This window comes from Burkholderia sp. 9120, assembly GCF_000745015.1.
In the GTDB taxonomy this organism is placed as follows: Bacteria; Pseudomonadota; Gammaproteobacteria; order Burkholderiales; family Burkholderiaceae; genus Paraburkholderia.
The window spans coordinates 1,709,004-1,723,947 of record NZ_JQNA01000002.1 but is presented as its reverse complement, the minus strand read 5'-3'; the positions used below and the strand labels follow the sequence as shown (position 1 = coordinate 1,723,947).

Annotated in this window: 13 protein-coding genes; 9 read left to right on the top strand and 4 right to left on the bottom strand. The window is 62.8% G+C overall.

The window, feature by feature from the left end:
• Positions 1 to 21: 21 nt before the first annotated feature.
• Positions 22 to 1,515, bottom strand: coding sequence for a TAXI family TRAP transporter solute-binding subunit (locus FA94_RS15890; protein ID WP_035552845.1), 1,494 nt, complete (start codon positions 1,513 to 1,515; stop codon positions 22 to 24).
• 650 nt (positions 1,516 to 2,165) lie between these two features.
• On the opposite strand from FA94_RS15890, the gene FA94_RS15885 reads away from it, so the two are divergent.
• The 3 genes from FA94_RS15885 to FA94_RS15875 all read left to right on the top strand — a co-directional run bounded on the left by FA94_RS15885 (position 2,166) and on the right by FA94_RS15875 (position 4,412).
• Positions 2,166 to 2,513, top strand: a complete 348-nt coding sequence (locus FA94_RS15885; protein ID WP_035552842.1) for a BON domain-containing protein — start codon at positions 2,166 to 2,168, stop codon at positions 2,511 to 2,513.
• 508 nt (positions 2,514 to 3,021) lie between these two features.
• Positions 3,022 to 3,957 (top strand): hypothetical protein, encoded by a 936-nt coding sequence (locus FA94_RS39160; protein ID WP_197070211.1) that lies wholly within the window; start codon positions 3,022 to 3,024, stop codon positions 3,955 to 3,957.
• Between the two features lie 206 nt (positions 3,958 to 4,163).
• Positions 4,164 to 4,412, top strand: a complete 249-nt coding sequence (locus tag FA94_RS15875; protein WP_035552835.1) for a hypothetical protein — start codon at positions 4,164 to 4,166, stop codon at positions 4,410 to 4,412.
• Positions 4,413 to 4,448: 36 nt separating this feature from the next.
• Here FA94_RS15875 and FA94_RS15870 read toward each other — a convergent pair whose 3' ends face one another.
• Complete coding sequence (locus FA94_RS15870) at positions 4,449 to 5,237, bottom strand: sulfite exporter TauE/SafE family protein (protein ID WP_035552832.1); 789 nt, start codon at positions 5,235 to 5,237, stop codon at positions 4,449 to 4,451.
• A gap of 245 nt (positions 5,238 to 5,482) precedes the next feature.
• A complete protein-coding gene (locus tag FA94_RS15865) occupies positions 5,483 to 6,124 on the bottom strand; it encodes a LysE family translocator (protein WP_035552828.1) in 642 nt (213 codons plus the stop codon).
• A 283-nt stretch (positions 6,125 to 6,407) separates the two neighbouring features.
• On the opposite strand from FA94_RS15865, the gene FA94_RS15860 reads away from it, so the two are divergent.
• From FA94_RS15860 to FA94_RS15845, 4 genes are all read left to right on the top strand, one after another.
• A complete protein-coding gene (locus tag FA94_RS15860; protein ID WP_035552825.1) occupies positions 6,408 to 7,301 on the top strand; it encodes a LysR family transcriptional regulator in 894 nt (297 codons plus the stop codon).
• A 252-nt stretch (positions 7,302 to 7,553) separates the two neighbouring features.
• Positions 7,554 to 8,606: a hydroxymethylglutaryl-CoA lyase gene (locus FA94_RS15855; protein WP_035552824.1), complete on the top strand. Its 1,053-nt coding sequence runs from the start codon at positions 7,554 to 7,556 to the stop codon at positions 8,604 to 8,606.
• Positions 8,603 to 9,847, top strand: a complete 1,245-nt coding sequence (locus FA94_RS15850; RefSeq protein WP_035552823.1) for a CaiB/BaiF CoA transferase family protein — start codon at positions 8,603 to 8,605, stop codon at positions 9,845 to 9,847. The genes FA94_RS15855 and FA94_RS15850 overlap by 4 nt, the downstream gene beginning before the upstream one ends.
• Positions 9,848 to 9,998: 151 nt before the next feature.
• A complete protein-coding gene (locus FA94_RS15845; protein WP_035552822.1) occupies positions 9,999 to 11,483 on the top strand; it encodes an MFS transporter in 1,485 nt (494 codons plus the stop codon).
• Between the two features lie 81 nt (positions 11,484 to 11,564).
• On the opposite strand, the gene FA94_RS39155 is transcribed toward FA94_RS15845, so the two are convergent.
• A complete protein-coding gene (locus tag FA94_RS39155) occupies positions 11,565 to 11,705 on the bottom strand; it encodes a hypothetical protein (RefSeq protein WP_176059941.1) in 141 nt (46 codons plus the stop codon).
• Positions 11,706 to 12,531: 826 nt separating this feature from the next.
• Here FA94_RS39155 and FA94_RS15840 point away from each other — a divergent pair.
• Positions 12,532 to 12,984, top strand: a complete 453-nt coding sequence (locus tag FA94_RS15840; RefSeq protein ID WP_035552821.1) for a hypothetical protein — start codon at positions 12,532 to 12,534, stop codon at positions 12,982 to 12,984.
• A gap of 639 nt (positions 12,985 to 13,623) precedes the next feature.
• Positions 13,624 to 14,862, top strand: coding sequence for an IS4 family transposase (locus tag FA94_RS15835; protein WP_353611449.1), 1,239 nt, complete (start codon positions 13,624 to 13,626; stop codon positions 14,860 to 14,862).
• Positions 14,863 to 14,944: the final 82 nt, after the last annotated feature.

Below are 14,944 nucleotides of genomic sequence, written 5' to 3'. Positions count from 1 at the left end.
GGCGGCCGCGTGCATCCTCGATCAATATGGTTTGCGGCCGGCGCTGCCCGGCGTCTCGCCGATCTCGGCGGCTTCGTTGGCGGCGGTTTTGTCCGCGGCGGCGGCTTCGTCGGCGGCGTTGGTCTGGGTGTCGAGCGTGTCGTCCGATTCGTAGGTCGTGTCGTCGCGCTGGGTGTCGCGAGCCTGCGTGAGCCGCTGACGCACGAAGCCGATATGCTCGCGCAACACATAGAACTGATCCGCGTAGGCCAGCGGCATTTTCAGGCCGTTGACCGATTCCTCGATCGCGTCGAGACGTTCGATCAGCGACGCGCGCTCCGTTGCCGAATGCTCGCTGAGCGCGCTGCGTTCGATCGCGATCAACGCACCATACCAACGGTAGATTCGCGACTTCACCCGCCACGCGTACAGCGACGGCACCAGCCGCAACGCTGGTATCAGCAGCACGATCAGCGGCACCACGACCACCAGCAGCCGGTCGGCGAGGCTCGCGAGCCAGAACGGCAGCACCCGGTACAGGAAGCTCTTGCCCGACTTGTAGTAGCGCGCGGCGTCGTCACTGATCGGGAAATCATGCGCGAGCGGCGCGGGGAATTCGCCGGCGCGCTGCAGGATGTTCGCCTTGCCGTGCACCTCGCGCGCGGCTTCGATCAGCAGATCGGAGAGCGCGGGATGCAGCGAGTCGCGCGCCACCAGTTCGGCGGTGGGCGCCACCATGTGAATCGGCGCGGACGGCAGGTTCTTGCCGAGATCGAACGCGCCCATCGGCATTTCGAGTTGCGTCAGATAGGGGAAGCGGCGGGTGTACGCATCGGCCTGCGTGAAGTCGTAGAACTGCACGTTCGGCGTGCGGTAGAGCTTGCCCATCACCGCTGGTTGCGCCGAGTCGCCGGCGAGGAACGCCGCGTCGACCTTGCCGGAGACGAGCGCGTCGGCGGCGTCGTCGCCCGACAGCGGCAGCAGTTTGGTCGCGCCGCCCGGCACGATGCCGTTGGCCTTGAGCAGCGCGAGCGCCAGTTCGCGCGTGCCGCTGCCCTCGGCGCCGACCGCGAGGCGCAGGCCCTTGAATTCGGAGAGCCGCGTGACGGTCGGGCCGTGATAGAAGATCGCCAGCGGCACATAGGCGACGCTGCCGAGCGACATCAGGCCTTCGCTGGCCGGGCCGGGCGCGACGCCGCCCTGCACGAAGCCGACGTCGACGTTCGACTTCGGGTCCGAGAGCCGCTTGAGATTCTGCAGCGAGCCTTCGGAGGCCAGCACGTTCAGGGTGATGCGGTTGCGCGCGAGAATGGTTTTGTACTTCTGCGCCGCGTTCCAGAAGGTGCTTCCCTCGGGGCCGGCGCTGATGGTCAGCGTGCTGGGCGGCGCGGGCTGGATCAGCCGCACGGCGACCCAGACCGCCGCCACGGCGATCAGCAGGATCGGGCCGAACGAGACCGCGAGATCGCGCCAGGAGATCGCGACGAAACGGGCGACGAGACGGGGAGGGCGTTTGCGCCCGGTGGCAGGCTTCATCGGATGACGTGACGGCGACGGTCGAAGGTGAACGGGGCGCGGCTGGGCGGCGCGTGAACCGGCATGCGGCGCCTGGCCGGGCCGGCACGGTGGTGAGTCGCGCGGATCTCAGGCGGGCCGCGTGGCAGCGTGTGTCGCGCCGATGGTACCTGAGATTGAGGCGACGGCGAAACGCGCGGCGGCCGCCCGCGCCGACAAACCCGTAACAAATCGTGAACGCGGCGTGAACGCGGCGTGAGTGCGCCGCGAATGGGTCGTGAATGCGCGATGAATACAGCGTGAATACCCTGGTGAAAGGGCGTTAAACCCAAACCGTCAAACATCGCGCCGATGACTAAACCCTTTGCGCTTCTGGCCCGGCTAGATTAAATTGTGCATCGCTGCCGCGAACCGATGTTTGCGCGGCGCGACCCGGCATGACTGACAAGAACCGGGCGCGTCGGCGAACTTCGCGGCTTGCCGGTTTCGTACCGTGGCGTTTGCTTGCATGCGCATGCGTTACCCGGCCTCTCTCGCCTCTCGCACACCGTGTTGCAGCCTTAGTCGGCCTCGCCCAGCCGCGCCTTGTCGCGCGCGTGGCGCGGCCGCGGGTAGTCGTAACGAAGCCGCTTTGATAGGCGGTCCAATGTGTAGCTAAGGAGAAGAGAAATATGAAATCGGTCGGTTTTCTGAAAACGCTGGGCTCGGTGGTGGCAATGGTAGTGGCGTGCAATGTGTACGCTCAGGCAAGCGATGCACCGAGCACGACCGCAGCGCCGGCTGCAAGCGCCAAGGCGACCAAGAAGGCCAACGGCCAACTCGGCCGCAAGGTGCGTGGCGTGCTGGCCAAGTCGCAAGGCATCGACGTATCGAACATCGCCGTGCGTGCCCGTGGCGGCGCGGTGACCCTGACGGGCTCGGTGCCTGACCAAGGCCAGATCGACGCAGCCGGCGACGCCGCCAAGGGCGTCGCGGGCGTGACGTCGGTGTCGAACAAGCTGACCGTCGTGCAGCAGTAAGCAGGCGGCCGGCCGCGCAGAAAGCGCCGGCAATCGCCGGCGCTAATGGATGGTTATCCACCCCGAACGTGGGTTGCGCTGCCTGGCGGATCCTTTTCTTTTGTCTCAGCCCATGCGTTCTTTGGAACCATGGGCTGCTTTCTTTGGGTGAGTCGAAACGCAATTGCCGGACGGAATCGGTATTTGGCGGGGAGTCGGCCGGTGCATCGCCGAAGATTATGTTCGCGAGCGCGAAATAACGCTTTTTCGGTTTCTGGGGCTTATCAATCTTTCATCTGCTTTCAAAAAATCTGTAATTTCCCTTCAACCCACGCATTCCTTTTAACAGCGGCCGATATTCGGCCTGTTTTCCGGTTTCGATGCCCGAAGCGAGTATTGCGCGATGCGGGTGTCGATTAGTAGACACCCTGATCTTCTGTCCCTACGGATCGCGGATTCCATGGCGGCAGGAATTGCCGCAAGCAAAGCGAGTTGCAAGTAATACGTACGCGAATCAAGATATAATTCTTTGAGTTTCGCCACAAAAAAGACACCTACCTACAGTATGCACCACCCTACTGCGGCAACTCGCCGCGCTTCTTATGGCCTGGTTACCCAGGCAACCGGATCAATCAGGCAGATCATTCTGATCGGCGTATTGGGAGCCCTGGCCGGCGGCGTAGTTTCTTTCTTCGTTCAGCCCAAATGGGTGGCGAGAATGACCATTCAGGTCGGGCAAATCTCCTTGCCGCAGGGTGATTCCTCGGGAGAGGGCGGCGTGAAAATCCGTCCAATCGAGAATCAGCTGACCGCCGTCGACCGCTACAACCTGCCCGCCATGCACTTGCGCGTGCTAAATGAGCTTGGCCTGCCGGCACCCGACAGCGGCTCCCGGGACGCCAAAGTCGTATTCGACACGCTGACGGCGATGCCTGCCAGAAATCCCGATCTGATCATGGTGCAAGTCTCGGCCTATTCCCGGGACGCGGCGACAGCGGCACTGGCGGCCTCCTTCAAGATATTTGCGGCCCCGCATCAGGCGATGTTCGATCCCGCCGTCAATGGCCTGAAAAGCCAACTAGCCAGCACGTCCGCCAAGCTTGCTCAGGCTGAACAGGACTACGCACACATTGCCGCAACGCTCCGGTCGTCGACGGCACAGCGCAACGCCAACGCCAGCGACCCGCGCAACGTCCTGGTGACCAATGTGGCGACGTTGATCAATCAGCAGATCCTGGGCTTGAGAGAGCAGGCGAGCGACCTGCAGCAGGCAACCAGCCCCTTGCTGACCTATCCGACGCGTATCGTCGAGGCGCCCTATACGCCGACTCGCTCGAACACTCCGGGTGCGGCTCTGCTGGCCGCTATCGGCGGTGTCCTCGGGCTGTTGATCGGCGTTGCGTTTGTAATGCGCGAGACCGTTATGCGACGCGTCGCGGCGACCCAGCAGAAACACGGTTCGTAGACGGAACGTCTCGCGTGCGGGGTATCGCCCCGGCGGATTTTTTTTCGCTTTATTTTCCGTCGCGCGGATTTGTGGTGCGGTCATGATGGGCCACGGCGGTTGCGGGCTGAGACGCGGCCGGCGCCGCGTTCCGATCTGTGTGCTGCGACACACAATTGCCGTAGGCCGGAGCGTACTGTGATGCATGCGAAACCGGAGTCGATGCCATGGAAACCACGCTATTGCGCTACACGGATCTGCCGATCGGCGATCGGGCGGCTTTCGAACTGGTTTGCGCGCGGCACGGCTTCGCGCCGGCGCATTTCGACATCAGCGCGTGCGTGAATCCGGGCGATGCCGCGCAGGAGCGTCTGGTCACGGTGCGCCGTGGCGGCTGGGCGCAGTCTTATCACGACCGGCGCGGTCAGTGGATCCGGCAATTCGAATCCGATCTGACGTGCAGGTTCTTCAAGTGACGATCGGCTGAGGGCTGAGGGCTGAGGGCTTGCGCCTCAGGCCAGCACGAGCCGCACCCCGACCAGCGTCAGCGTGGCGGCGAGCAGATTGCGCAGCAGCTTGTCCGGCGCGCGCGACGACAGAAAGCTGCCGATCGCAATACCCGGCAACGATCCCACCAGCAGCGACAGCAGCATCGACCAGTCGATCGAACCCAGCAGCCAATGACCGGCGCCCGCCAGCAGCGTGAGCGGCACCGCATGCGCGATATCGGAACCGACGATCCGCGTGGTCGGTAGCAACGGATACAGCAGCAGCAACACCGTCACGCCGATCGCGCCCGCGCCCACCGACGTCAACGACACCAGCACGCCGAGCACCGCGCCGGTCAGCATCGTCAGCACGAGCGTTCGACTCTGGCGCGGCGGGCGTTGACGGCGCGCGCCGAGCGCCGCGAGTTGCGGGCGGAATACCAGCGCCACTGCGGTCACCAGCAACGCGACGCCCAGCACGATCTGAATCATGCGGCTGGCGCCCGGCGTGTCCATCCCATAGCGATGCAGCAGGATCAGCGTGAGCGTGGCGGCCGGCACGCTGCCGGCGGCGAGCCGCAGCGTGATCTGCCAGTCGACCGAGCCCTTCAGGCCGTGCACGAGCGTGCCGGTCGCCTTGGTGGCGGCCGCGTACAGCAGGTCGGTGCCGACCGCGGTAGCCGGATGCACGTTGAACAGCAGGACCAGGATCGGCGTCATTAGCGAACCGCCGCCGACGCCCGTCAAGCCGACCAGAAAGCCGACGAACAGGCCGGAGACGGAGTACAGCAGATCGATGTGGGGAAGAGCCATTGAGCGGACCGCTGACGGTCGGATGGGGTGAACAGGTTAGGTGACGAGGTCGGCACGCGCGGCGGCTTGAGCCGCGCGTCTGCAGTCCGGCGATGGCGCCGCTACCGACGCGCCGGCGTGCGGCGAAAGGCGCTATTGTCGCAAAACTGCCGCGTCCGCGTACGGAACGCCCTAACGCGCGCAGGGACAGCGGCTCGAAGCCGCCCCCGCGTGCTGCCACGCTGGCGTGTTATCGCCGCTTACGCTCAAAGCGCGCGGCGAATTTCGACGATGCCGAATACCGCCAACGTGATCCCCACCATCCGGTCAATCGCGACGCGCAGCTTGCTGCCGATCGCGTGACGCGCGAGCGACACCACCGTCACGAGGAAACACCACCACGCGATCGAGCCGCAAAACACACCGCCGACCGTGGTCAGCGCAACGCCCGACGAAAACGCGCCACGTGGCGCGAGCGTGGTGAACAGCGCGGCGAACATGATCACCGTCTGCGGATTGGTCAGCGTGAGCAGAAACGAACTCGCATAGGCACGCAGCGCGCCGGCACGGCCGACTTGCGCGAGCTTGCCGTTGCCTGCGCCGTTGGTGTCGTCGGCGGGGGCTTTTTGCAGCAGCGTGCGCACACCCAGATAAAGCAGAAACAGACCGGCGAGCAAATGCAACGGACGGTCATACGCCAGCATGAACTGCGAGATACCGACGAGCCCAAGTGCCGCGATCAAACCGTAGATGGCGTCGCCGCTTGCAATGCCGAAGCCGATCGCAAGGCCCGCGCGCGGGCCGCCGGTTAGCGTGCGGCGGATGCACAGCATGCCCATCGGGCCGACCGGCGCGGCAATCGCGAGACCGACGCCGGCGGAGGTGAGGAAGAGGCTGGTGGTGGACATTAAGACCCCTGGTTGATTATTGTGGTTTGTTACGGGACGTCGTGTTTCGTTTCAGCGCTGCATGGCGGCGCACTGAAAATGAAAAGCATCCCAGCATAGCGAGACTTAAAAAACCGGGCAAGGTTGTTCGCTGATTGCTCTTCGTTTCAGGCGAGCATGGTTATCAGGTACAACTCGCTGCAACACACGGCGTTCGACGGCCGTGGATACCCTGGGGCCAACTTTAACCGCGCTTTCCTCGGGCATAATTTTCTCACTTCACCTTCTGGGAGCGGGCCCGCTCATGTGGCAAATCGATCAGGTGACCTTGCGCCTGTTCATCGCCGTCTGCGAGGAAGGCACGATTGCGCGCGCGGCCGAACGCGAGTTCATCGCGCCGTCGGCGGTCAGCAAGCGGCTCGCCGATCTGGAGGCGCTGGTCGACGTCGCCTTGCTGTCGCGCAGCCAGCGCGGCGTGCGCGCGACCGCGGCCGGCGAAGCGCTGTTGCGGCACGCAAAGCTCATCATGCGTGGCCATGAGCGCTTGCAGGCCGAACTCAGCGAATACGCCGCCGGGGCGCGCGGGCATGTGCGGGTGCTGGCGAACGTGTCGTCGATGGTGGAGTTTTTGCCCGAGGCGCTGTCGTCGTTTCTGAAGAGCAATCCGCAAATTCGCGTGGATGTCGAGGAGCGCGTAAGCACGGAGATCGTGCGCGGTCTGGAGGAAGGCGTCGCCGATCTCGGCATCTGTCGCGACGTGGTGGCGATGGGCAATCTCGATGTTTTGCCCTACCGCGCCGATCATCTCGCGCTGATCGTGCCGCGCGCGCATCCGCTCGCGGGGGAGGCCGCTGTCGGCTTCGAGCAGACGCTGGCGTTCGATCATCTCGGCCTTGCGTCGAATGCGTCGGTGAATGCGCTGATGCAGCGTATCGCGGTGGAGAAGGGCCACGAGTTGAATTATCGAACGTACGTGTCGACGTTCGATGCGGCTTATCGTTTCATTCAGGCTGGTCTCGCGGTGGCGATCTTGCCGCGCGAAGCGCTGCCCCGTCATGCTGCGGATGAATACGGCATCGTCGCCGTGCCGTTGCGCGAGGCGTGGGCTGAGCGGCGGTTTGTGATTTGCGTGCGTGATCGTCAGGCGTTGACGCTGGCGGCTTCGCATTTGCTTGAGCATTTGTTGCAGGGGCTTTGAAGCGCGGCGTGGGGTGTTGTTTCCGCGCCCGCGCCACTCTCCCTTCTTCTTCCCATTCCCCCTGAAAAGCCCTTAAGGGTTTCCCCTTTGCGACGGCTTACGCCCGTCCCGCATGCCTGCGCGGCCATCGTGAGCGGCGATGGAGTGCGTCGTCAACGCAGACTTTTACGCGCGACCGGGCGCGCGCACGCTGTCACTCAGTTGCTTCATTCCCCGCATTCAACGCGACCTTCAAGATCGGGATTCGACATCATGAGTGATATCAAGGAGCGCGTCGTCGTGACCGAAGTCGGCATGCGCGACGGTCTGCAAAGCATCGCCCGCACCATGCCCACGGAATTCAAACGTCGCTGGATCGACGCCGCGTATGCCGCCGGTGTGCGACACATGGAAGTCGCGTCGTTCGTGCCCGCGAAGCTGCTGCCGCAAATGGCCGATGCCGAGGCTGTCATCGCCCACGCGCTCACCTACGACGATCTGATCGTGACCGCGCTGGTGCCGAATCTGAAGGGCGCGCAACGGGCGCTCGAAGCCGGCGTGCACCGGATCGTCGCACCGATCTCCGTGAGCGCCGCGCATAGTCTCGCGAATGTGCGCAAGACGCCCGCGGAGATGATCGACGCGTTCACGGCAATGCGCGAGTTGATCGATAGCGCGGCGAGCGATGCAGGTGCAGACGCTAACGCAGGCGTCGCGGCAACTGCCGACGGTCACGTTCGTGCCGGAACACGCGGACGCCGCGTCGAACTGATCGCCGGATTGTCGACGGTGTTCGGCTGCACGCTGCAAGGCGCGGTGCCGTACGCCGACATTGCCGCGATCGCGCGAGCCGCCGCGCAGGCCGGCGCCGATGTGATCGCGCTCGGCGACACCACGGGCGAAGCGACGCCGCGCCAGGTCGGCGAGATCATCGAACTGGTCCGCGACGCGGTGGGCGACACACTGCGCTCGCTGCATTTCCACGACACGCGCGGCCTCGGTCTTGCCAACACGCTGATCGCGTTGCAACACGGCATCCGCGAATTCGACGCGTCGCTAGCTGGTCTCGGCGGCTGTCCGCATGCGCCGGGCGCGACCGGCAACGTCAACACCGAAGACCTCGTGTTCATGCTCGACAGCATGGGCTACGACACCGGCATCGACCTCACGCGATTGCTCGCGTCGCGCGCCGTGCTCGCCGACGCGTTGCCCGGTGAACCGCTGTACGGCTATCTGGCACGTGCCGGTTTGCCGAAGCAGTTCACCGCTGCTGGTCCTTCCTCGGGTTCCTCTTTCGACTCTACCGAATCACAGGTGCTGCAATGACTACGCATTCTGCTTCCGCTTCTTCTTCTGCTCAGGCTTCGCCGCAGCAAGCGGGCGCCTTGCCGCTCGCCGGCATTCGCGTGATCGAGTTGTCGCATATGGTGATGGGTCCGACCTGCGGGATGATTCTCGGCGACCTCGGCGCCGAAGTGATCAAGGTCGAACCGCCGCGCGGCGACGGCACGCGTCGTTTGCTCGGCACCGGCGCGGGCTTCTTTCGTACCTTCAATCGCAACAAGAAGAGTGTCGCGCTCGACCTCGATAGCGAAGCGGGACTGGCCGCGCTGCACAAGCTCGTCGATACCGCCGATGTGTTCGTCGAGAACTTCAAGCCCGGTCGCATGGCGAGTCTCGGTCTCGACTATGCGTCGCTGCGCGAGCGCAATCCGAAGCTGATCTACGTGTCGCACAAGGGCTTTCTGAACGGCCCTTACGAGCACCGCCTCGCGCTCGATGAAGTCGTGCAGATGATGGCCGGCCTCGCGTACATGACGGGTCCGGTGGGACGTCCGCTGCGTGCGGGCAGTTCGGTCAACGACATCATGGGCGGCATGTTCGGCGCAATCGGCGTGCTCGCCGCGCTGCACGAACGACATGTGAGCGGACGCGGCAAGGAAGTGCAGAGCGCGCTGTTCGAGAACTGTGTGCTGCTGTCCGCGCAGCACATGCAGCAGTACGCCGCGACCGGTGTGCCGGCTGCGCCGATGCCCGAACGTATCAGCGCATGGGCTGTGTACGACGTGTTCACGTTGGCTCATGACGAGCAGATGTTTATCGCCGCGACCGGCGACGGTCAATGGCGCGCGCTGTGCGCGATTCTCGGTCGCGCGGATCTGCTGGCCGACCCGCGCCTCACGACTAACAACGATCGCGTGCTGGCCCGTGATTGGCTGCTGAAGACGCTCGGCGAGACCTTGCGCGAATGCGATGGCGCGACGCTCGTGCCGCAGTTCGAACGCGACCATATTCCGTTCGCGTCGATTACGAAACCCGAAGAATTGTTCGACGATCCGCATCTGAACGAGAGCGGCGGCCTCGCGCGTTTGACACTCGATGATGGTAGCGAAACGGGCATGCCGCTGCTGCCCATTTCGCTCGATGGCGCGCGCTTGCAGCCGCGTCAGCCGATCGCGAAGATCGGCGAGCATACCGTCGATGTGCTGCGCAGTTTGGGTTATGACGATGCGCAAATCGCGGCGCTGGGTGGTGGTTTGACGCAGGCGCCGCGCGAAGCGGCCTGAGGCGGCTTGAGGCCGATGCATCGCGAGAAGCATTGAATGTGGTCAATCAATTTCACCCGGCGCTAAGACCGGAACTTAGCAACACGTTGCATGGGATCGGCGCAAGAGCCAAAGCGTTAACTCTGGCCGACCGCAACCAAGGAGACAGGCGATGAAGTCGTCGAATCATGCGGTATATGCGACAGCGGTCGGCGATGCCGGCGCGTTGGGCGGTGTGCCTTCGGGCACGGATGTGTCGAGCGGCGGCCGCGCCGATGGCATTGCGCTGGACGGCGCGCGTATTTCCGCGCGGCTCGACCGTCTACCGGCGACGCTCTCGATCTGGAAGCTGGTGATGCTGCTGAGCCTCGGGCTCTTCTTTGAACTGTACGACCTGATGTTCTCCGGCTATATCGCGCCGGGACTCGTGCGCAGCGGCATTCTCACCGCGACCACGCGTGGGCTGTTCGGCACTAGCGGCGTGGCGAGTTTTATCGCCTCGTTGTTCGCGGGTCTGTTCATCGGTACGGCGGCGTGCGGATTTCTCGCCGACCGCTTTGGCCGGCGCGCGATCTTCACATGGTCGCTGCTGTGGTACACGGCGGCCAACATCGTCATGGCGTTCCAGGATACGGCGGGCGGGCTCAATCTTTGGCGCTTCATTGCAGGGATCGGCATTGGCGTGGAGATCGTGACGATCGGCACGTATATCTCCGAGCTGGTGCCGAAGCATGTCCGTGGACGGGCGTCGGCGTGTTCGCAGGCGGTGGGTTTTTGCGCGGTGCCGATCGTCGCGTTTCTGTCGTATCTGCTGGTGCCGCATCGTTATTTCGGAATCGATGGCTGGCGCCTCGTCGTGCTGACCGGTGTGGTCGGCGCGATCGTGGTGTGGTGGATCCGCCGACGTCTGCCGGAGAGCCCGCGCTGGCTCGCGCAGAAAGGCCGGATCGATGAAGCGGATGCGGTGATGACGCGTCTCGAAGCGCGTGTGGAGCGCGAATATGGCCGGCCGTTGCCAGAGCCGGCGATGCCGGAGCCGGTGCGTGCGCGGGCGGCGTTTCGTGATCTGCTGGTGCCGCCGTATCGCAAGCGCACGCTGATGCTGATCATCTTCCACGTGTTTCAGACGATGGGCTATTACGGTTTTGCGAACTGGATTCCGACGTTGCTGATCAAGCAGGGGATTACGGTGACGACCAGCTTGATGTACGCGAGCATTATCGCGATTGCTGCGCCGCTTGGGCCGTTGTTGGGCTTGTTGATTGCCGACCGCTTCGAACGTAAGACGGTGATTATTTTTATGGCGGCGGTAAATGTGGTGTGCGGGTTGGCCTTTAGTCAGGCGCGGGAGACGGTGTTGCTGGTGAGTTTGGGCGTGTGTCTTGTGCTGGCGGGCAATATCATTTCTTATAGTTATCACGCTTATCAGGCGGAGCTTTTTCCTACGAGTATTCGGGCGCGGGCTGTTGGGTTCGTTTATTCGTGGAGCCGGATTTCGGCGATGTTTTCTGCGTTCGTTATTGCTGGATGTTTGAGCCAGTTTGGCGTTAATGGGGTGTTTGTTTTTATCTCCGGCGCGATGGCGGTGGTGATGGTGGCGATCGGGTTGCTGGGGCCCAAGACGCGGGATGTTGCGTTGGAGGATATTTCCAGGTAGCTGGGTTTGATGGTTGTCGCTTGATGCTTGTTGCTGGTCAGGCGTGCCCGCCAGTGGTGTGGCGGGCGCTCACCTTAATCGTTAATTCTTCTTCGCAGGCGTCGATGCGCTAGGCGCTACCCGGATCGGCGTGCCGCCCGATGGCGATGTCGCCGGCTGCGGCTTCTTGTCCTGCTTAGGCTTCTTTGTTTCACGGTTGCTGCGCATTTGACCTTTTGCCATGATGGACTCCCCAGTTTGGCGGTTTATGCTCCTTCCTGGAGCTGGGAGGTAGTGTGCGCTTGTTTTGGGGGATTGGTGGGGTTTATTTGCCTGCGGCGTGCTTTTTGGTTGTTGTCTTGCGGTGTTGGCCTTTCCTTGTGATCAAGGTGGTCTATTAGCGTCGCCCCTATGCGGGGCAGCACTCACTTTCTTTGCCGCCGCAAAGAAAGTAAGCAAAGAAAGCGGGCTCACACCGCCAGCTCATAAGCGGCTCCCCCGCGCAGCCCACGGTAGTGGCTCATCTGGAATCTGGGTTCTCGCACACTCCGCGCTCGTGACAAGGCAGTCATTCTTCCGGCGGCGCTTCGCGCGTCGTCGCGGTTGTTCACACGCTGCCCCTGCTAAGCGGGTTCCTCGCGCAGCCACGGTAGTGGTACATCTGGAATCTGGGTTCGCGCGCATTCCGCGCCGTGACACAGCAGTCATTCCTCCCGCCTCGCGCTGCGCGCTCGCCGGAACGGCCGGCGTCGAAACGACGTCAGTTTTCAGACAGCGGCAAGCACGCTGTCGCAAACTCTCAAGCAATCGCAATCGCAATCGCAATCGCAATCGCAATCGCAATCGCAATCGCGCGCAAGTAGCGCAGATTCAATCGGCATCGCTGATTACTTTTAACTCTGACAAGTCTGTTGGGAAATTTCGGAAATGAGGCCGCTGCGCTCTATTTAGCCTGCGCGGGTGATCACTCGACGAGCAGTAGGCTTTAGACTCGTTTTTTCGTGAGCACCACGACAAACAGGTGTCGAAGCCTGCTAAGCGCGATCCATGTCAGCAATGGAGATCGCACATGAGTAAATCCCCCAAGAGTTCTCGAGCCGCTTCTCGGCCGTGTGTTGACGCTATTCAGTACGAGAAACTCGCGTTATCTGCTTTCCGGCTTATTGAACGGCAAATAGCGCAACTGAAGACACTGTCGACGCTAGCGACTTCGATTTACCAGAACCCGGCCATCACGCTCGACGAAAGAACACGCCAGCGGACGTTACTCGGACTCTGGGTGGAAACCGCCGAGGAATACCGTCAAGAGGTCGAGGTGGACCGTGAGTTGTACGGCATCATCGCGCTTGATTCGAAGGGTGTTCCTCAAATGCAACTTACGGCGCGCCACGCAACGGAGCTCCTGACAAAAACCGCGCAAGAGGCATCAGAAGCTAGCAGGAGTACTTCTGCAACTGGTTCGATGCCGACCAAGCGAGTTCGCTCGAAAACATCATCGCGGCGTCCGGTAGTTACGCACTGAAAGTGACTCGCGGCAATTTCGCCGCGACGGAAAAAACGCGATCATGAACCGCACTCGAAAACACAGACGGGCACGCCGTTTTGGGTGCCCGATTTGCTGAATATGGATTTTCGCCTTCAACATTAACGCGCGTGAACACGGATTCCGGATGAGCCACTACCGCAGCTGCGCGGGGGCCCCGCTTAGCAGAGGCAGTGCGTGAACTACCGCGACGGCGCGCGCAGCGCCGCCGGAAGAATGACTGCTGTGTCACAAACGCGAAATGCGCGAGAACCCAGATTCCAGATGAGCCACTACCGCGACTGCGCGAGTCCCCCACTTAGCAGGGGCAGTGCGTGAACAACCGCGACGGCGCGCGAAGCGCCGCCGGAATAATGACTGCTGTGTCACGAACGCGGAATGCGCGAGAACCCAGATTCCAGATGAGCCACTACCGTGGGCTGCGCGAGGGACCCGCTTATGAGCTAGCGGTGTGAGCCGCTTTCTTTTGCCTACTTTGCTTTGCGGCAGGCAAAGAAAAGTAGGTGCCGCCCCGCACAGCAATGCTCTCAACTTAAGCCCCAAAGTGCTTGTAAACGAGGCATTGCCCCTGTAAACTTCATCACATAACTCACTGATAAATCAACGATATGAACTCAAATACCAGCGTCCTCGCGGCTTCTGGCTGAGTTCTCCGATTTCCTGCTCGATCCGGCGCTCGCCGATCGCGTGCGTCGTTCTCCCACCGCCTTTACCCGCAATCGCACACTGACCTTGCCGCGCATGGCCGCGCTGATGATGTCGGGCATGTGTGCCAGCGTGCAGACCGAGCTCGACGCGCTGTTTGGCGCACTGGGTGAGCACGGCGCACGCAGCCGCGCCGTCAGTGCGCAGGCGTTCAGCAAGGCCCGACGCGGACTGTCGGCCGACCTGTTCGAACTGGCCCGCGCCCGCCTGATTTCGCTGGCTCAACCCCATATCGATTCGATGCGCTGGCACGGCCTGAGGCTGGTCGCCGCTGACGGCAGCCGCCTGCGCGTGGGCACGCGTCGCGGCCATGAACTGCGCGCCGATCACTACGCGTTTGCACTGTTTCTGCCGGGCTCCGAGCTGACCCTGCACGCGGCGCTTCATCCCGCCGACGGCGCCGAGCGGCAGATGCTGTTCGAAGCGCTGGACGTGCTGCAGCCGCGTACCGATCTGCTGCTGCTCGATCGCGGCTACATCGGCAACACGATGGTGGCGGCGCTGGCACAGCGCGATATTGAGTTCTGCATGCGCGTCGACGCACGTAACTGGAAGTGCGTCACCGCCTTTGCCCGCAGCGGTAAAACCGAGCATGTGGTGACACTGGAAGCGCCTGGCGAGCAGGATGCCCGCGACTATGAACTGATGCGCAGGCCGACTACCGTACGCCTGATCCGGGACGTCACCCCAAGCGGTCGAGTGCGTGTGCTGATGACCTCGCTGCTGGACAGCGAGCGTTACCCGGCTGCATCGTTCGGCGCGCTCTATCATCAGCGCTGGCGCGTCGAAGAAGCGTTCAAACGCCTGAAACACCGGCTGCGACTGGAAGCCGTCACGGGCCTCGATTACCTGGCATTGCAGCAGGACTTCGGCGCAAAAATCCTCGCTGACAATCTTTGCACATTGCTCAGCGAGCTTGATGCGCCGCACGATGACGGGCACGCCAGCCGGCCTAATCGGGTGTACGCACTGGGCGCACTCAAGCCGATCCTCGGCGGGTGCCTGCTGCGTGTCCGACACTGCCTGGACCGCCTCGCCGGTGTGCTGGACGTGATCCGCCTGACCCGATGCCGGGTACAGCCGTCACGCTCTTATCCAAGACCACCAAGAAAAGCCAAGCCCCACTTCCATCTCGCGTACAAACTCGCTTGATGCAGTGGGGCTTAAGTTGAGAGCATTGCCCCGCACAGGGGCAACGCAAATAGACCACTAAAAAAGCAAGGAAAGGCCAACA